This is a genomic window from Lysobacter sp. 1R34A (assembly GCF_051217035.1).
Lineage (GTDB): Bacteria > Pseudomonadota > Gammaproteobacteria > Xanthomonadales > Xanthomonadaceae > Lysobacter.
In genome coordinates this window covers 15376-33163 of the sequence record NZ_JBPKJP010000044.1, presented here as the reverse complement: position 1 = coordinate 33163, position 17788 = coordinate 15376, and the positions used below count along the sequence as shown (strand labels likewise).

Annotated in this window: 8 protein-coding genes and 1 pseudogene; 4 read left to right on the top strand and 5 right to left on the bottom strand. The window is 70.1% G+C overall.

Annotation, left to right across the window (positions count from 1 at the left end; translation table 11 throughout):
* A pseudogene (locus tag ACSAMQ_RS11880) lies at positions 1 to 270 on the top strand (DNA polymerase Y family protein); the annotation flags it as partial.
* 35 nt (positions 271 to 305) lie between these two features.
* A complete protein-coding gene (locus ACSAMQ_RS11875) occupies positions 306 to 3437 on the top strand; it encodes an error-prone DNA polymerase (RefSeq protein WP_435395837.1) in 3132 nt (1043 codons plus the stop codon).
* A gap of 111 nt (positions 3438 to 3548) precedes the next feature.
* Here the strand turns inward: ACSAMQ_RS11875 and pssA are convergent, their stop codons facing one another.
* On the bottom strand, positions 3549 to 4163 hold the full coding sequence (gene pssA / locus ACSAMQ_RS11870) for a CDP-diacylglycerol--serine O-phosphatidyltransferase (RefSeq protein ID WP_435395836.1): 615 nt from the start codon (positions 4161 to 4163) through the stop codon (positions 3549 to 3551).
* A gap of 339 nt (positions 4164 to 4502) precedes the next feature.
* The gene (locus ACSAMQ_RS11865) at positions 4503 to 6488 is read right to left on the bottom strand and encodes a 3-hydroxybutyrate oligomer hydrolase family protein (RefSeq protein WP_435395835.1); all 1986 of its coding nucleotides are present in this window, start codon (positions 6486 to 6488) and stop codon (positions 4503 to 4505) included.
* A 101-nt stretch (positions 6489 to 6589) separates the two neighbouring features.
* On the opposite strand from ACSAMQ_RS11865, the gene ACSAMQ_RS11860 reads away from it, so the two are divergent.
* Complete coding sequence (locus tag ACSAMQ_RS11860; RefSeq protein ID WP_435395834.1) at positions 6590 to 7255, top strand: response regulator transcription factor; 666 nt, start codon at positions 6590 to 6592, stop codon at positions 7253 to 7255.
* Positions 7256 to 7602: 347 nt separating this feature from the next.
* Here the strand turns inward: ACSAMQ_RS11860 and ACSAMQ_RS11855 are convergent, their stop codons facing one another.
* Together ACSAMQ_RS11855 and ACSAMQ_RS11850 are read right to left on the bottom strand one after the other, a co-directional pair.
* Complete coding sequence (locus ACSAMQ_RS11855) at positions 7603 to 10938, bottom strand: hybrid sensor histidine kinase/response regulator (RefSeq protein ID WP_435395833.1); 3336 nt, start codon at positions 10936 to 10938, stop codon at positions 7603 to 7605.
* Positions 10939 to 11417: 479 nt separating this feature from the next.
* Positions 11418 to 13631, bottom strand: a complete 2214-nt coding sequence (locus tag ACSAMQ_RS11850; RefSeq protein WP_435395838.1) for a TonB-dependent receptor — start codon at positions 13629 to 13631, stop codon at positions 11418 to 11420.
* A gap of 276 nt (positions 13632 to 13907) precedes the next feature.
* Between ACSAMQ_RS11850 and ACSAMQ_RS11845 the strand changes: the two genes are divergently transcribed.
* Positions 13908 to 15305 carry a GntP family permease gene (locus tag ACSAMQ_RS11845; RefSeq protein WP_435395832.1) on the top strand — a complete coding sequence of 466 codons (1398 nt, stop codon included), beginning with the start codon at positions 13908 to 13910 and terminating at the stop codon, positions 15303 to 15305.
* 105 nt (positions 15306 to 15410) lie between these two features.
* Here ACSAMQ_RS11845 and ACSAMQ_RS11840 read toward each other — a convergent pair whose 3' ends face one another.
* Positions 15411 to 17498 carry a S8 family serine peptidase gene (locus ACSAMQ_RS11840; protein WP_435395831.1) on the bottom strand — a complete coding sequence of 696 codons (2088 nt, stop codon included), beginning with the start codon at positions 17496 to 17498 and terminating at the stop codon, positions 15411 to 15413.
* Between the last annotated feature and the right edge of the window lie 290 nt (positions 17499 to 17788).

Here is a 17788-nt window from a genome sequence, read left to right as displayed (position 1 = left end):
CGCAGCCTGCCCGGCGACGTCGCCGCGCGCGCCGCCCCGCAGGCCGGCCAGCGGCCGCGTCCGGGTTGGCTGTTGCCTCAACCCGAACCGCTGCACGACAAGATCGCCCGGGTCCTGGCCGGCCCGGAGCGGATCGAATCGGGCTGGTGGGACGAGGACGACGTGCGCCGCGACTATTACCTGGTCGAAACCGTCAAGGGCCAGCGCGCCTGGGCCTACCGCAGCGCCGGCGGCGACGGCCCGCTGACCCTGCACGGCTGGTTCGCATGAAGACCTCGCCTGCCAGGGTCATGCCCGATGGGACCATGTCTGGCCGCGTCGCGCCCGGCGACGCCCTGCCCGACTATGCCGAACTGCATTGCCTGTCGGCTTTCAGCTTCCAGCGTGGCGCCTCGATCGCCAGCGAATTGTTCGAACGCGCGCAGGCGCTGGGCTATCGCGCCCTGGCGATCACCGACGAGTGCAGCCTGGCCGGGATCGTGCGCGCCTGGCAGGCATCCAGGCAGACCGGGCTGGCGCTGATCGTCGGCAGCGAGATCCGCATCGACGGCGGGCCGAAACTCGTGCTGCTGGTCGCCGAGCCGTCCGGTTACGCCTCGCTGTGCGGCTTGATCACCACTGCGCGCCGACGGGCGAAGAAAGGCGAATATCGCTCGCTGCCCGAGGATTTCGACGGCCGCTGCGAAGGCCTGCTGGCGCTTTGGCTGCCCGACGGCGACGGCCGCGACGACGCCCATGCGGCCTGGCTGCGCGAGCGTTTCGGTGCGCGGCTGTGGCTGGCGGTGGAACTGCACCGCGGCCCCGACGACGACGCGCGGCTGGCCGGATTGCAGGCGCTGGCCGCGCGCCATGGCCTGGCGACCGTCGCCGCCGGCGACGTGCACATGCACGAGCGCGCGCGGCGTCCGCTGCAGGACGTGCTGACCGCGATCCGCCATCGCACCACCGTCGCCGAGGCCGGGCACCGGCTGTTCCCGAACGGCGAGCGCCACCTGCGCATCCGCAAGGCGCTCGCGGCGATCTATCCGCGCGCGATGCTCGACGAAACCCTGCGGATCGCGGCGATGTGCCGCTTCGACCTCAAGCGCGATCTCGAATACCAATACCCGCACGAACTGATTCCGGCCGGCGAGACGCCCAAGAGCTGGCTGCCGCGCCTGGTCGAGAAAGGCGCCGCGCTGCGCTGGCCCCTCGGCGTGCCGGACGATGCGCGAAAACAGATCGAGCACGAGTTGCGGGTCATCGCCCACCTCAACTACGAGTCGTATTTCCTCACCGTCCACGACATCGTCGCTTTCGCGCGCGAAAACAAGATCCTGTGCCAGGGCCGCGGCTCGGCGGCGAACTCGGTGGTCTGCTATGCCCTGGGCATCACCGAGATCGACCCGGTGCGCATGGGCATGTTGTTCGAGCGCTTCATGTCGATCGAACGCAACGAACCGCCGGACATCGACGTCGACTTCGAGCACGAGCGGCGCGAGGAAGTGCTGCAATACGTGTTCAACCGCTACGGCCGCGAACGCGCGGCGCTGACCGCGGTGGCGATCAGCTACCGCGGCCGCAGCGCGGTGCGCAACGTCGCCGCGGCCCTGGGCATGCCGCAGGACCAGATCGGCGAACTGGCGCGCACGCTCGACCGCTGGAGCGAGGACGTGCCCTTGCCCGAGCACCTGCGCGAACGCGGCTTCGACCCGGAATCGCCGCTGCTGCAACGCGTGGTCGCGCTGTCCTCGCATCTGGTGCAGCATGGCTTCCCGCGCCATCTGTCGCAGCACCCGGGCGGCTTCGTGATCTCGGAACGGCCGCTGCACACGCTGGTGCCGGTCGAGAACGCGGCGATGGACGATCGCACCGTGGTGCAGTGGGACAAGGACGATCTCGACGCCCTGGGCATCCTCAAGGTCGACTGCCTGGCCCTGGGCATGCTGACCGCGGTGCGCAAGACCTTCGCTTCGCTCGAGCGCCAGGGCCACGGCCAGCTCGACATGGCCGGCATCCTCGAGCGCGGCGAAGATGCGGCGGTCTACGACATGATCTGCGAGGCCGACACCATCGGCGTGTTCCAGATCGAATCGCGCGCGCAGATGTCGATGCTGCCGCGGTTGCGGCCGCGCACCTTCTACGACCTGGTGATCGAGATCGCGATCGTACGGCCCGGGCCGATCCAGGGCGACATGGTCAATCCCTACCTGCTGCGGCGCAAGAACCCCGAACTCGTCGAATACCCGTCGGAAGCGCTGCGCACGGTGCTGGTGCGCACCCTGGGCGTGCCTCTGTTCCAGGAGCAGGTCATGCAGATCGCCATCGTCGCCGCCGGCTATAAGCCCGGCGAGGCCGACGAACTGCGCCGTTCGATGGCGGCGTGGAAACGCCACGGCGGGCTGGAGCCGCATCGCGACAAGTTGCGCGCGGGCATGCTCGAACGGGGCTATACGGAAGACTTCGCCCACCGCATCTTCGAGCAGATCAAGGGCTTCGGCAGCTACGGCTTTCCCGAGTCGCACGCCGCCAGCTTCGCCCTGATCACCTACGTCAGTTGCTGGCTCAAGCATCACCACCCGGCCGCGTTCGCCTGCGGGGTGATCAACTCCATGCCGATGGGCTTCTACACGCCCGGGCAGATCCTGCACGATGCGCGCCGCCACGGCGTCGCGGTGCTGCCGGTCGACGTGCGCTACAGCGAATGGGACTGCACCCTGGAGCCGGTGCACGGCCGGGTCGGCAAGCATCCGCATGCGATCCGCATGGGCTTGCGCCTGATCAACGGCTTCGACGAGGCCTCGGCCGAGCGCATCGCCGATGCGCGGGTGCGGGCGCCGTGGCGCGATGTCGAAGATCTGTGCGCGCGCGCCGCGATCGACGCGCGCGTGCGCGCGCTGCTCGCCGACTCGGGCGCGCTGCGCGCACTCGCCGGCCATCGCCATCGCGCGCGCTGGGCGGTCGCCGGCGTGGACACCCAATTGCCGCTGTTCGCCGGGGTCGCGCGCGACGAGGCGCCGGTGTCGCTGCCGCTGCCGACCGCCGGCGAAGACGTGCAGGCCGACTATGCCCTGCTGGGCACCACCCTCGGCCGCCATCCCTTGTCGCTGCTGCGCAGCACCCTGCACGCGCGGCGTTGCCGGCGCTCCTCGCAACTGGCCAAGACCGAGAGCGGCACCCAGGTGCGTTTCGCCGGCCTGGTGACCGTGCGCCAGCACCCGGAAACGTCCGGCGGGGTGACCTTCCTCAGCCTCGAGGACGAGGACGGCACGGTCAACGCGATCGTCTGGCGAGATCTCGCCCAGCGCCAGCGCCGGGTCCTGGTCGAAGCGCGGCTGATGGCGATCGACGCGCGCCTGGAACGCGTCGACGGCGTGCAGAACCTGATCGTCTCGCGCATGGAAGACCTGACCGCCCTGCTCGGCTGCCTGAGCACGCATTCGCGCGATTTCCATTGAGCGCCGCGATGTCTTGCACGCAGGAAGGCGGACAGCCGATGCCGTCGACCACGGCGCAGCACTCCACCCCGCCGACTTCGACGCAGCGCGCGGCCGCGCGCGAGACTTCGCTCAGGGCTTGGGGATACGCAAGGTCTTGCTGATCATCAGCGAGCCCGACAGCGCGAACATCAGCACCAACGGGTGGAACTGCCAGGGGCCGAGCTTGAACATGCCCAGCCACAGGTCGGCGCCGATGGCGCCCTGCATCGCGGCGACGGCGAGCACGATCACCAGCAACAGGCTGGTCGGGATCGGCGTGCCCTCGAAGTACTTGACCTTGCCCTCGTCGCCGGCCAGCGCTTCGGCGGTGACGTTGTAGCGCGCCAGGCGGCTGACGCCGCAGCCGACGAAATAGCTCAGCACCACCCAGTCCCAGCCGCCCTGCAGGCCGCAGGCGTAGGCCAGCGCCGCCGGCGCGACGCCGAAGGAGATCACGTCGGCCAGCGAATCCAGTTCGCGCCCGAGCGTGGACGAGGACTTGCGCCAGCGCGCGACGCGTCCGTCGAGGGCGTCGAAGATGAAGGCCAGCGGGATCAGCGCCATGCCGATCATCAGGTCGCGCACGCCGCCTTCCTGCAGGAAACGCATCGCGGCGAAGATCGCGCCGGTGCCGCAGAAGGCGTTGGCGAGGGTGAACCAGTCCGCGAGATGGAATTCGCGGAGCATCGAGAAATGACGCGCCATGCGGTGCTGCTCCGTGGCGAACGGCGGTGAGGGCCGTCCAGGAAGGGCGTTCAGCCTGCCAAAGCCGGTGCGCCCGCCGCAAGGGGCGCAGGTCGCAAAGACATCGATTGTCGCCGCCGCATGGCCTCGTTCGGGCGAGCGCGGCCGGCGCCGAACCGCGCCGGGCCTGGCGTCAGGCCGGCCTCGGCCGCGTTCGCGGCCGACTGGCGCGCAGATGAACGCCGCGATGGCGCTGCGCCATGATGGACCCCGCACGCGTACGCCGCTGGCGTATGCGCGGACGAACGCGCGCCTGCCGGCGAGCGCGACGCCGCCACAAAGGCCATGCCCGCGCGGGCCTCAGCGCGGAATCGCCAGGTCGGCGGCCTTCAAGGCCTGCCCCTGCGCGCGCGGCGCGGTCTCGATCAGCGCGTCGGCCGGCAACGGCTGCTCCCGATCGAGATGCGCCTCGACGCGATCGAGCGCCTCGTAGACATAGGGCAACAGCGGCAGATAACGCGCGCTCAGCGCCGGCAGGCCGAGGAAGGCGTCGAAGTGCTGGACGTTGCGCATCTGCCAGTAACGCACCTGCGCGCCGGCCTCGCGTGCCATCGCCACATAAGGCGCGCTGCTGAAGGCAGGCGGGATCAGGCCGTCGTCGAGGCCGTGCACGACCACGATCGGCAGGTCCTTGCGCGGCGCCGAAGCGCGGGTCGCCTCGATGCCCTTGCGCACGCGCTGCTGCGCGGCGGCGAGCGCGGCGCCGCGCCCGGCGTCTTGCTCGCCGCTCTGTTCGTCGAGGCGTTGGCCGCTCCACAACTCGCGCAGGCCGGCCAGCGGCGCGAGGCGCTGTTCGGTCGCCGCCGCCTCGGGGCCGAACAGATACACGCCCGCGCCGGGCGGAATGCCGCTGGCATCGGACCACCAAGCGGCGCGCTCGCTCTCGCTGGCGGCGCGTGCGCTGATCGGCGCGCCCGGAGCGATCTGGCCGGCGCTGTAGGCGTAGCGGACCCAGGGCTGATCGGGATTGCGCGTGCCCGGCGGCTGCGCGGCGCTGAAGCGGCCGTAGGCCGAGGCATAGGTCGCCGCGACCGCGCGCCACAGATCGAAGTTGACCGACAGGGCGCCGGCGCGCAGCGCTTCGTCGCTCCAGCCGCTGGCGCGCATGCGCTCGTAGGCGGCCTGCGCGCGCACCTCGGTGCCGGCCTCGCGGGCCGCATCGCCGAGCAGGCCGAGGCCGGCGGCATGAGTGCAGAACGATTCGGCGCTGTCGCCGCTGGCCGGCGCCACCGGCATCGCGCCGAGCGGCTTGTGCAGCAAGGCGCAGGGCATCAGCAAGGCGGCTTCGGTGGTGTAGTCGTACAAGGGCCGCGCGCCTTCGACGTAGACGTTCGGCTCGCCGGCCACTACCGCGTCGAGCCAGCCCTGCCCGGCCGCGCCCTCGTCGCCGAGTTCGGCCGCGCGCAACACCGCGCCGCCGCCGTTCGAAATGCCGACCGCGATCACCCGGGTGTTGGCGAAGGTGAAAGGCGCCTGCTGCGGAAAGGCCCGGTCGAGCGCGCGCAAGCCGAATTGCGCGGCCTGGCGCACGTGCCGGCCCCAGTCGGCCTCGGGGTTGTCGCGCGAATGCGCATGCTTGAAGGCGACGCCCTTGGCGGCCTCGCGTTCGCCCGCATCCGGGGCGAACGCCAGCCCGCCTTCGGCGACCGGGCCGGTGGTGCCGTCGGCGCGCACGCCGATGCCGGCGTCGAAATCGAAATAATCGGTGCCCGCGCCCTTGTCGGTGTAGGCCACCGCGCAGCCTTTCGGCAGGCCCCAGGCGCCGGCCACCGCGATCGAGCCGTAGATGCCGCGCGAGCCCGACGAGGCGCTGACCACCAGGCAACGCTTCTTGGCGTCGAACGCGTCGGGCACCTGCACCAGCACGCGATGCGGCTGCCTGGCGCCGCTCAAGGTCGCGAACGCGCTGAACTCGCGCCCGGGCACGCGCGCGACGCTGCCGTACAGCTCGCCATAGCCGCCGCCCGGGGCGAGATCGGCGATGCCGCGCCAGTTCGCCCACAGCGCGCGCCGGCGCAGCTCCGCGGCGGTCGGGTGCGCGGCATCGGCGAACGCCGGCGGCGCCATCGCGCGCAGGCCGTCGAGGCCGAGGCCGGCGCTGAGCAGGTCGTCGTGCTCGCCGCGGTGCTCGGTCTGGCGTTCGGCGCTGAACATCGAGGCGGCTTCCTGGCGGGTGTCCGGGACGGCGGGCTGCGGCTTGGCGGCGAACGCCATCGGCGAGGCCGCTCCAGCCAACAGGACGAGGGCGGCGCTGGCCGCGGCGGTGCGTAGGGATTGGGCGCTCATCCCCGCAGGCTAGCAAGTCGCGCGCGGCGCCTCATCGTACTTTGGTACAGCCGTGCGCGATCGCCGCGGGCCGGCGCGCCCGGCCTGCTAGGCTTGGCGCGATGCCGACCCTGCTGATCGCCGACGACCACCCGCTGTTCCGCGCCGCGCTGCGCCAGGCCGCGGCCGACGCCGTGCCCGACACCGCGATCCGCGAGGCCGGCACGCTCGACGACACCCTCGCCGCGCTCGAGGCCGAACCCGGCATCGACCTGGTCCTGCTCGATCTGCACATGCCCGGCAACCACGGCCTGGCCGGGCTCGCGGCGATACGCGCGCAATACCCGGGCACCGCAGTCGCGGTGGTGTCGGCCAACGACGATCCGCGCGTGGTGCGGCGCGCGCTCGATCACGGCGCCGCCGGTTATCTGCCTAAGAGTTCCGGGCTGGACGAATTGCGCGATGCGATCCGCGCGGTGCTGGCGTGCGAGCAGTGGCTGCCGGCGTCGTTGCGCGCCGCGGTCGCGCGCACCCACAGCGAACGCGGCGACGCCGACCTCGCCTCGCGCCTGGCCAGTTTGTCGCCGCAGCAATTCCGGGTGCTGAGCCTGGTCGCTCAGGGCCTGCTCAACAAACAGATCGCCGATCGCCTCGACGTGCAGGAACGCACGGTCAAGGCCCATCTGTCGGCGATCTTCGACCGCCTCGGCGTGCGCAACCGCACCCAGGCCGGCGTGGTCTTGCGCGAACTCGAATTGTCCGACCCGGCGCGGCGAATCGAAGACTGAGCGCGGCGTCGACCTGGACCTTCGGCACCCGCCGCGCCACCCGTTGCGCTCAGTGGCGCTTAGCGTCGGACACCGGCGCCGTCAAGACTGCGCACGCCATCGCGGATCGTGATAGGCCTTCGGCCGGGCGCGCGGCGGGGACGCCGGCACATTCAGGCTGTTTATCGTTTTCGCCGCCCGTGTTGTCCACACAGCCTGTGGACAAGCCTGCGGACAGTTGTGTTCGAACCCCTCGCGAGGCGTTGCTACACAAGCATTGCAATAGGGTTGGCTAGAAAATGACCACGGAATTTTCTTGACTTTGCTCACGCTTGGTCACCATCCAAAAGTGGGTGCGGCGACGGCGCTCAGCGCTCGATCGCGCCAGCGGCGAGCAGGCGGTCGAGCACCGATTTCAGGGCCAGCGGCTTGACCGGTTTGGCCAGCAGCGACCAGCCGGCGGCATGCACCGATTGCCGCACCGCAGCACCGGTGTCGGCGCTCAGCAGCAGGCAGGGGCGCGCGCCGAACTTCTCGCTGAGCCGCTGCGCCAGGGCCACGCCGGTGTCGTCGTGATCGAGGTGGTAGTCGAACAGCCACAGCGCCGCGGGCTGCTCGCGCATCGCCTGGCGCGCCTGTTCGCCGCCGCTCGCGGCGACCACCGCGCAACCCCAGCGCCGCAAGGTTTCGCTCAATGCGCTCAGCGCCTGCGGATCGTTGTCGACCGCGAGCACACGCAACCCGGCGATGCCGCGCGCCTGCCCGGCCGGCGCGATCGCCGGCGGCGCGGACAGGCACGGCACGCGCACGCCGAACGCGGTGCCGCGGCCGACCCGGCTGTGCAGGCTCAGCGGCGCGTCGAGCAATTGCGCGATGCGGTCGGCGATCGACAGGCCCAGGCCGAGGCCCTGCCCCGGCGCGTCCTCGCCGCGGCGGAATTCTTCGAAGATCATCGTCCGCTGCTCCGGCGCGATGCCCGGGCCGCTGTCGTGCACTTCGATCGACAGGCCGCCGCCGCGCCGGCGCACGCCGATCAGCACCCGCCCCTGCGCGGTGTAGCGCACCGCATTGGCGAGAAAGTTCTGCAATACCCGGCGCAACAGCTGCGGGTCGCTGCGCGTCCACGCGCGCGAGGCGACGTAACGGAAACGCAGGCCGCGCGCGGCGGCGATCGCGCCGAACTCCGAGGCCAGCGGTTCCAGCACTTCGGCCAGCGGAAACTCGCGCGGTTGCGGCACCAGGCCGCCGGCTTGCAAACGCGACATGTCGAGCAGGCCGGTCAACAGATCGCCGGTGGAATCGAGCGCACCGCCGATCTGGGCCACGGTTTCGCGTTGCGCCGGTTCGACCAGCTGCTGCGCGAGCGCATCGGTGAACAACTGCGCGGCGTGCAGCGGCTGCATCAGGTCGTGGCCGACCGCGGCGAGAAAACGGCTCTTGGCTTCGTTGGCGCGTTCGGCTTCGCGGGTCGCGACTTCGAGATCGGCCGTGCGCTCGGCGACGCGCTGCTCCAGGGTCTCGTTGGCCTGGATCAGCCCGGCCTCGGCGCGCCGGAACGCGGTGACGTCGGTGAAGGTCGCGACGAAGCCGCCGCCGGGCATCGGGTTGCCGCGGATTTCGATGATGCTGCCGTCGGCGAGCACGCGCTCGGACAGATGCGCGGTGCCGGCGCGCATGAAGGCCAGGCGCCGTTGTAGCGAGTATTCGATATCGGCCTGCATCGGCAGGCGCTGCATCGCCCAGCGCGCGAGATCGGCGATCGGCCGGCCGACCTGGAGCAACTCGGCCGGATAACCGAACAGTTCGGCGTAACGGCGGTTCCAGGCGACCAGGCGCAGCTGCGCATCGACTACGCTGATCCCCTGGCTCATGTTCTGCAGCGCCGCTTCCAGCAGGCGCTGGTTGAAGCGCAGGTCGGCCGAGGCCTCGCCGACGATCGCCGCGACCGTGTCGAGGTCGCGCCCTGCCTCGCGGCGCGCCGCATCCAGCAGCACCCGCGCCGAGGCCGAGCCGAGCACCGCGGCGAGTTCGCGCTCGACCCCGGCTTCGACCGTGGCGTCGACCGCGCCGCCGGCCGGCACGCCGTCGAGCAATTGCGCGACTCTTTCGCGCGAGAGAAAGCGCAGGCCGGCGTCGCGCAAGGTCTGCGCATCGAGCCCGCGGCGCGCGTGGCGCGGCGATTCGCGCCGCCACAGCGCCATCAGTACGGTCGCCAGGGTGCCGATGAACAGGCTGACGCCAACCGCACGGCCGAGCCGGCTCCAACCGGTCAGACCGAACAGACGCTCCGGCGCCAGCCAATGCCAGCCGAACGGGCCCTCGTGCAGCCACGGCGGCGCCAGGCCGCGCGCCTCGTACAACATCGGCAGCAGCAGCACCCAGGCCCAGGCGACAAAGCCGGCGACGATGCCGGCGAAGGCCGCGCGCGCCGGCGTCTGCGGCCGCCACACCGCGAAGGCGAGCGCCGGTGCGAGGGTCGCCAGGGCCGAGAACGACACCGCGCCGACATCGGCCAGCGCCTCGCTGCCTGCGATCAGCCGGCTATAGGCCCAGGCCAACAGCATGATCGCGACGATGCCGGCGCGGCGCAGCGCCAGCACGCGCCCGCGCAAGTCGTCGTTGCGCGCCCAGGCGCCGCGCAGCAGGCCCGGCGCGAACCAGTGATTGCCGATCATCAGGCTCAGGGTGAGCGTGCTCACCACGACCATGCCGGTGGCGGCGCTGAGCCCGCCGAGAAATGCGAACAGCGCCAGCGACTCGTGCCCTTGCGCCAGCGGCAAGGCCAGCACGTACAGGTCCGACGGCACCTGGCTGCCGAGCAGGGACTGGCCGACCTTGGCCAGCGGCAGCACCGGCAACGCGATCAGCAGCAGATACAGCGGGAACTGCCAGCGCGCGGTGCGCACGTCGGCCTCGTCGCGGCATTCGACCACCGCCACGTGGAACTGGTGCGGCAGGATGAACATCGCCAGCCCGCCGAGCAGCACCAGCGGCACGAAGCCGCCCGCCGGTTGCGCCGGCGCGTCGGCGGCGGCGATGGCCGCCTGCGGCAAGTCGCCGAGCCCGAACCAGACGAAGGCGCCCAGCGCGAGCATCGCCGCGAGCTTGAACACCGACTCGAACGCCATCGCCAGGACCAGGCCACGGTTGTGCTCGGCCGCGCTGGCGCGACGGGTGCCGAACAGCATCGCGAACAGGGCCATCGCCAAGGCCACGTACAGCGCGCTGTCGCGCCAGGCCGGCAGCGCGCCGCCGTCGGTCGCGCGCGTGGTCAGCATCGCGAAGCTCATCGCCACCGCTTTCAGCTGCAGGGCGATGTAGGGGATCAGGCCGAGCGCGGCGATCAGGGTCACCAGCGCGGCGAGCCAGGCGTCCTTGCCCAGGCGCGTGGCGATCAGGTCGGCGAGCGAGGTCGCGTTGGTTTCGCGCGCGAGCTTGACCAGCTTGACCATGAAGCCGAGCGCGAGCGCGTAGAACAGGATCGAGCCGAGGAAGGTCGGCGGCAGCGGCCAGCCGTAGCGCGCCGCCTGGGTGACCGTGCCGTAGAAGGTCCATGAGGTGCAATGCACCGCGAGCGACAGTGCGTAGATATGGCGCCAGTGCCGCGCCAGCACGTTCGGCCGGCGCTCGGCGAACAGCGCGGTGCCGAACATCAGCGCCAGCCAGGCCAGGCTGGCCAGCGCGACGACGGTAAGGCTCAGCATGAGGCGGCGACTGGACGCATCGGCGCAGGATAACGCAGCGGTTCGCCGCGGCGGATGGCGATGAGGAGGGACGGACGCCGGCTATGGCGGTGCGGCGCCGGAGCCAGGAGCAAAAGCAAGGGCAAGGCAAAGTCAGGAGCAAAGCCCTCCTCCCCTTTTTCTAAGGGGGGAGCAGCACGGGTTTCGGCTAGAACGAGCCTCCCTCGACCACTCCTTCTACGGAAACGACACAAGTCTTCAGAGAGAACGACCCGAAGGGCTTCCCCCTTTGGAGAGGGGGCCGAAGGGAATTTGCGCCTTGCCGTCGCCTTTTCGCTCCTCGCTACTCGCTCGTCTCACTCGTTACTCGCTAGTCGCTACTCGTCACTAGCGACCGGCGCCCCAGCGTCCGACCTCACGCATTCCCGAAACGAATCCCCGCCATCCCTGGCAGAGGATTCACGCCGCCACGGCGGCGTCGTCGGCCGCGGTGGCAACGCTTAGAACGCGTACTTCACCGATAGGGTGTACTGGCGCGGCGGGCCGTAGAAGCCGGTGTAGACGCCCAGGGCCGAGTTGAGGCTGTAACCGGTGGTGCGGTATTCCTTGTCGGCCAGGTTGGTGCCCTGCAAGGACACCGTCCACGGGCCCGGGCTCTTCCAGGTCACGCCGGCGTTGACCAGGCCGTAGCCGTCCTGGGTGATCGGCACCGCCCCGGTGCGCACGATCTCGGTAGTCGCCACCACGTCGCTCTGGTAGCTGTAGCCCACTCGCGCCGACAGGTTGCTGCCGTCGCTCAGGTCGGTGCGGTACTCGACGTTGAGCGCGCCGGAGAAATCCGGGGCGTTGGTGAACTCTTGCTCGTCGGCGATGTTGACGCCGGCGTAGATGAATTCGTCGTACTCGGCGTCGAGCCAGGCCAGGTTGCCCGAGATCAGCCAATGCTCGTTCGGCAGCCACTGGTACTCGACTTCCAGGCCCTGCACCGTGCCGGAACCGGCGTTGGTGAAATCGCCGAAGAAGGCGTCGTTGGTGCCGTCGCCGTTGCTGTCGTAGGCAGTGAATACCGACAGCTGGATGTCCTTGTAGTCGTTGTGGAAATAGGCCAGGTTCAAGAACATGCGCTGGTCGAAGAAGGCCATCTTGCTGCCGACCTCGAAACTGTCGACGACCTCGTCGTCGAAGGGCTCGGCCGAACGCGGCACCGCCGCGGCCTGGGCGCGGATGTTGTAGCCGCCGGACTTGAAGCCGCGGGTGGCCAGGCCGTACAGCAGGATATCCGGCGCGATCTGATAATCGAGCGAGATCTTCGGCGAGGTGTTCTTGAAATTGATCTTGCGGTCGAAATTCGCCGCGACCAGCCCGTTGGGGACGGTGAAGCTGGCGTCGCGGTAGCCGCGGTTGAGCACCTTGGCGCGCTTGTCCTCGTCGGTGTAGCGCACCCCGACGTCGAGCTTGAGCTTGTCGGTAAGGTCGAAGGTCCAGTCCGCGTAGGCGGCGATGCTCTCGGTGAAGACCGTGCCCTGGGTGTCGCCGAAACTGGCATTGAAGAAATTGTTGAGCACCTGGCCGCCGGCCTCGCCGTCGAAGGCGTAGATACCCATGACGCCGCGGGCACGGCCGCCGCCGTCGTAGTTCGCCTGCAATTCGTGGGTGATCTGCTGGTCGCTGTAGAACGCCTTCACGTCGGCGATCTTGTTCTGCAGGGTGTCGAAGTCGATGTTGGTCTCGGTGTCGGACTCGCGCTTGGCCAGCACGTACTTGAAGCTCCAGTCCTCGCTGGCGCGCCAGTTGACCGTCGCCGAGGCGCCCTTGATGGTGGTGTCGTTGATGTTCGGCATGCCGCTGCGGATGTCGTAGCGCGACTCCAGCGGCGCCTGGCCCGGGGCGAAGCGGTTGGCGGCGAGCATCCTGGCGCCGCGCACGCCGGACTGGTCGTCCATCCAGTCGAACGCGAACTGGATGTCGAGCGCGTCGCTGACGTAGGCGCCGAGGCTGCCGCGCAGGGCGAGGATCTCCTTGTCGCTGACGTCCTGGCCGGTGACGGTGTTCTCGCCGAAGCCGTCGCGGTTGAGGCTGGCGACCGACAGGCGGCCGCGCAGGGTGGCATCGCCGCCCTGGGTGCTGCCGCCGATCGGGCCGGCGACCGCCGCCTTGACGTCGAGCTGGCCGTAGTTGCCGACGGTGACCGAAGCGAAGCCGTCGAGCGAAGTCGGCAGGCCGCGCGAGATGTACTTGATCGCGCCGCCGATGGTGTTCTTGCCGTACAGCGTGCCCTGCGGGCCGCGCAGCACCTCGATGCGCTCGACGTCGAACACGTCGAGCAAGGCGCCCTGCGGTCGGGCGATGTAGACGTCGTCCATGTAGATGCCGACGCCGGGGTCCACGCCCCACAGCGGGTCCGACTGGCCGACGCCGCGGATATAGGCCGTGATGGTGCTGCTGGAGCCGCGCGCGGCGTAGATGGTCAGGTTGGGCACCTGCGCGTCGAGGTCGCTGAGGTCCTCGACGTTGAGCCGGTCCAGCGCCTCGGGCGTGAACGCGGTGATCGCGACCGGCACGTCCTGCAAGGTCTCCTCGCGCTTGCGCGCGGTCACGGTGATCGAACCCAGCGTCTTGGCCTGCGCATCGGCGGCCGGCGCGGCGTCCTGCGCCCAGGCGGCCGGCGCCAGCAACGCGCCGGCGATGGCCAGGCTCAGCGTGCTGTGACCGATCTTGCTGCGTGTTGGTTTGCCTTGCTTCACGTAAGTCTCTCCCCTTGTAGCGGCCGGTCGTAGCGATCGCGATGGGCCGGTGTCCGCACCGCCGCCATTCCGCCCCCACGCGAGAATGGCGGCGGCAGCAGGACGAAGGCCCCCGTCATGCCGCGCAGACTATGAGGACCCGGTCGCGACGGGCAGCTGTACCTTCGGACAATGCCCCGCCCGCGCGCGCTTGCCGACACTGCGCGCACCGACGGGCCTGGACGTTCGTCACGGGGAAAGAGACCGATGGCGTTCGTGATCGTGCTGGCCGCGCTGTGCTTCCTGATGTACGTCGCCTACCGCGGCCACAGCGTGATCCTGTTCGCGCCGGTGGCGGCGCTCGGCGCGGTGTTGCTGACCGACCCCAGCCTGGTCGCGCCGATGTTCACCGGCCTGTTCATGGACAAGATGGTCGGCTTTCTCAAGCTGTATTTCCCGGTGTTCCTGCTCGGCGCGGTGTTCGGCAAGCTGATCGAGGTATCGGGCTTCTCCAAATCGATCGTCGCCGCGACCATCCGCCTGCTCGGGCGCGAACGCGCCATGCTCTCGATCGTCGCGGTCTGCGCCCTGCTCACCTACGGCGGCGTGTCGCTGTTCGTGGTGGTGTTCGCGGTGTATCCCTTCGCCGCCGAGCTGTTCCGCCAGAGCGACATCCCCAAGCGCCTGATCCCAGGCACCATCGCGCTGGGCGCCTTCACCTTCACCATGGACGCGCTGCCGGGCACGCCGCAGATCCAGAACATCATCCCGACCGCGTTCTTCGGCACCGACACCTGGGCCGCGCCCTGGCTCGGCCTGATCGGCGGCGTGTTCATCCTGATCGTGGGCCTGCTGTATCTGAACTGGCGCCGCCGGGTCGCGCTGCGCGCCGGCGAAGGCTACGGCGAGAATTTGCTCAACGAACCGGCGCCGTTCGCCGGCGGCCGACTCGCCCACCCGGCCATCGCGATCCTGCCGCTGCTGTTGGTCGGTATCGCCAACAAGGCCTTCAGCGTGTGGCTGCCGCAGGTCTACGGCGCCCGCCACAGCTTCGACCCGGCGGTGATCGGCGATGCCGCGCCGGTGGTCCAGGAGGTGTCGAAGATCGCCGCGATCTGGGCGGTCGAAGGCGCGCTGCTGATCGGCATCGCCGCGGTGATCGCCTGCGCCTGGAAGCCGGTGACGGCCAGCTTCGCCGAAGGCAGCAAGGCGGCGATCGGCGGCGCCCTGCTCGCGGCGATGAACACCGCCAGCGAGTACGGTTTCGGCGCGGTCATCGCCGCGCTGCCGGGCTTTCTGGTGGTGGCTAACGCCCTGGCCGCGATCCCGAACCCGCTGGTCAATGAAGCGGTCACGGTGACGGCCCTGGCCGGCATCACCGGCTCGGCCTCCGGCGGCATGAGCATCGCGCTCGCGGCGATGGCCGACAGCTTCATCGCCAACGCCAATGCCGCCGGCATCCCGATGGAAGTGCTGCACCGCGTCGCCGCGATGGCCTCCGGCGGCATGGACACCCTGCCGCACAACGGCGCGGTCATCACCCTGCTCGCGGTGACCGGCTTGACCCATCGCCAGGCCTACAAGGACGTGTTCGCGATCACCCTGATCAAGACCCTGGCGGTGTTCGTGGTGATCGCGACGTTTTATGCGACGGGAGTGGTGTGAGGCCGGCGTGGCGGCCTCTCGACGATCGTTCGTTGCGCATCGATCTGCCCTCGCTCCAACCCCTCTCCCGCATGCGGGAGAGGGGCTTTAAACAGCCAGGGACAGTCAGCTGGCGCAGTTGTAGCAGACCAGGGCGAAATCCTGGTCGGTGTCGTCGCCGGCGTTCGGCAATGCGTTGGAATTGATATCGGTCGCGCGCACTTCGACGTTGACGCTGCCGCCATGCTGCGCGGCCTGCAGGAACACGCCTTCGCCGTTGTTCCTTGTGTCGGCGCTGCCGCCGGCGACCGACCAGCCGCTGCTGGAGAAGACGTTGCCGAGGTAGGTGCTGGCGCCGGCGGTGACGCGCAGGTCGAGGTTGTTGTTCCAGGCCGGGGTGGTGCCGCCGAGGCCATGGCCGGGCGCATCGGTCCAGACCAGCATGATCCGGATCGGCTGGCTCGGGTCGGCCGCGGTGAAGCTGCGCGTCCAGCTCTCGCCGCTGGCGTTGAACACCCGGCTCTGGTCGACGTACTGCACGCTCTGCGCCGGCTGCAGCACCGGCTTGATCAGCATCCGTCCCCAACCCTGCTTGCTGTCGGGTGCGGTGCCGAGGGTGCCGCCGTCGGCGTCGAGCCGGCCGATCAGGTTCTGCGCGACCGCGGTGAAGGCCGCCTTGGTCAGGGCCGGGCTCGGATCGGCGCCGAAGCGGTTGCGGTAATACTGCACGAACAGCGCGCTGGCGCCGGCGACCTGCGGCGAGGCCATGCTGGTGCCGCACATCAGGCCGTGGCCGGTCGCGCTGTTGGCCGAATCGATCGAACACCCGGGGGCGACCATGCTCGGGATACGCCGGCCGTCGAGCGCCGGGCCGTGCGCGGTGTTGCTGGACAGGTCGTTGATCGCGGTCAGTTGCACCGTGGCCGAGGTCTGGCCCTTGGTCGAGCCGATGGTGAAGGTGTTCTTGGCTTCGTCCGGCGTGCCCTGGCTCTGGGTGCCGCCGTTGCCGTTCATGAACGACAGCACGTAGTTCAGCGGCTGATCGCCGGGCGCATCGGGGTCGGCATCGCGCACGCCGACATCGACCTGACGGGTGGCGTTGTCGTAACCGCGTGGCGTACCGGCCGGGCCCCAGCTGTTGCCGGAGATCACGGCGCGGTTGCGCACCGACTGGGTCATCAACAGCAGCATGCCGCCGGCCTGGCTGTAGGTCGGCGAATAACGCTGCTCGACGAGCCTGGCGCCGGGCGCTACGCCGAGGCCGCGGCGGAAGCTGCCGTTGGCGGTGCTGACGCTGACGTTGGAGGCGCCGTCGCCGGCCATGATCGCTGCGGTGTGGGTGCCGTGGGCGCTGCTCGCCGCGGCGCCGCAGGTGCTGCCTACGCAGGTGGTCATGCGCGCGGCCAGGTCGGGATGGGTGTGGTAGATGCCGCCGTCGACGTTGGCCATGGTCACGCCGCTGCCGTCGACGCCGATCGAGGTCAGATAAGCGCGATAGCCGGGCAAGGCGAGATTGCCCGCGTTGACGTTGCCGGCGTTGATCTGGCTGCTGATCTCGCCGCGCAGGCCGCCGTCGGTCGGCACGCTCTGCACGCTGTACACGCCAGGCGTCTGCGCCAAGGTCGCGATGCGGTCGGCCGACAGGCGCAAGGTCTGCGCCTGCAGATGACGATCGATCGCGCGGGCGTCGCCGCCGACCTTGCTCGCACCGAGCACCGTGAGCGCGGTGACGAAGCCGGAGTCGCCGCGGCGGCTGACGACGTCGACGTCCACCGACCCGGCCGCGGCCTTGCGCAGTCCGGCCTTGCGCAGTTCGGGCTGCACCCGGTAGGCCGGCAGGAAATCGCCGCTCCAGCGCACTTCGGGGCGGCCGGAAAGCCGCGTCAAGGCATCGCGGCGGCCCCAGGCGACATAGGTGTAGGGGTGGATGTATTGCACCGGCTCCAGCCCGGCGCGGCGCAGTTCGTCGAGCCAAGCCTGGCGGATCGGGCCGCCGAACTGGACCAGGCGCCAGTCTTCGCCGTCGGCGCGTGCGCGGCCCCAGGTGCTGCTGGGCTGCACCGGCGTCGAGGCGCGCGGGTCGAAGCGCAGTCCGCCCAGGTCGAGTTCGAAACGCGGGTCGGCGCCGGAGGATGCGGCCGGCGCGGACGAAGCGGTGGCGGCGAAGCCGATCGCGACGGCGATGGCGAGATGCAACGGACGACGGTCGGTCATGCGAGTTCTCCTGAAGTTCCATGGAACGCCGTCGTTGCCGGCGGCGGCTCGGGTAGAGAGTGCTGAAGCGACTGCGGGCGTCCCGGGGGCTGCATCGTGGGACGGCTACCGACACTGCGCTCGTGCCGGGGCGGCGTCCATGCGAATACGAACGGCGTTCCGGCGGCGACGTTGAGTGGCATCACAGAAAGCGAAGCGCGCCGTCGCGGGTCCGGAGTGCGGCGGCGCGGCCTGAGACGGCGGTCGCGGCTTGGGCCGGGTCGGCATCTACTGACTGCCCTTCTGCAAGC

Bases quoted from the DNA above. Each gene is read 5' to 3' on its own strand.
- ACSAMQ_RS11845 (WP_435395832.1), top strand. From the start codon at position 13,908: ATGGCGTTCGTGATCGTGCTGGCCGCGCTGTGCTTCCTGATGTACGTC.
- ACSAMQ_RS11840 (WP_435395831.1), bottom strand. From the start codon at position 17,498: ATGACCGACCGTCGTCCGTTGCATCTCGCCATCGCCGTCGCGATCGGC.
- ACSAMQ_RS11875 (WP_435395837.1), top strand. From the start codon at position 306: ATGTCTGGCCGCGTCGCGCCCGGCGACGCCCTGCCCGACTATGCCGAA.
- ACSAMQ_RS11865 (WP_435395835.1), bottom strand. From the start codon at position 6,488: ATGAGCGCCCAATCCCTACGCACCGCCGCGGCCAGCGCCGCCCTCGTC.
- pssA (WP_435395836.1), bottom strand. From the start codon at position 4,163: ATGGCGCGTCATTTCTCGATGCTCCGCGAATTCCATCTCGCGGACTGG.
- ACSAMQ_RS11855 (WP_435395833.1), bottom strand. From the start codon at position 10,938: ATGCTGAGCCTTACCGTCGTCGCGCTGGCCAGCCTGGCCTGGCTGGCG.
- ACSAMQ_RS11860 (WP_435395834.1), top strand. From the start codon at position 6,590: ATGCCGACCCTGCTGATCGCCGACGACCACCCGCTGTTCCGCGCCGCG.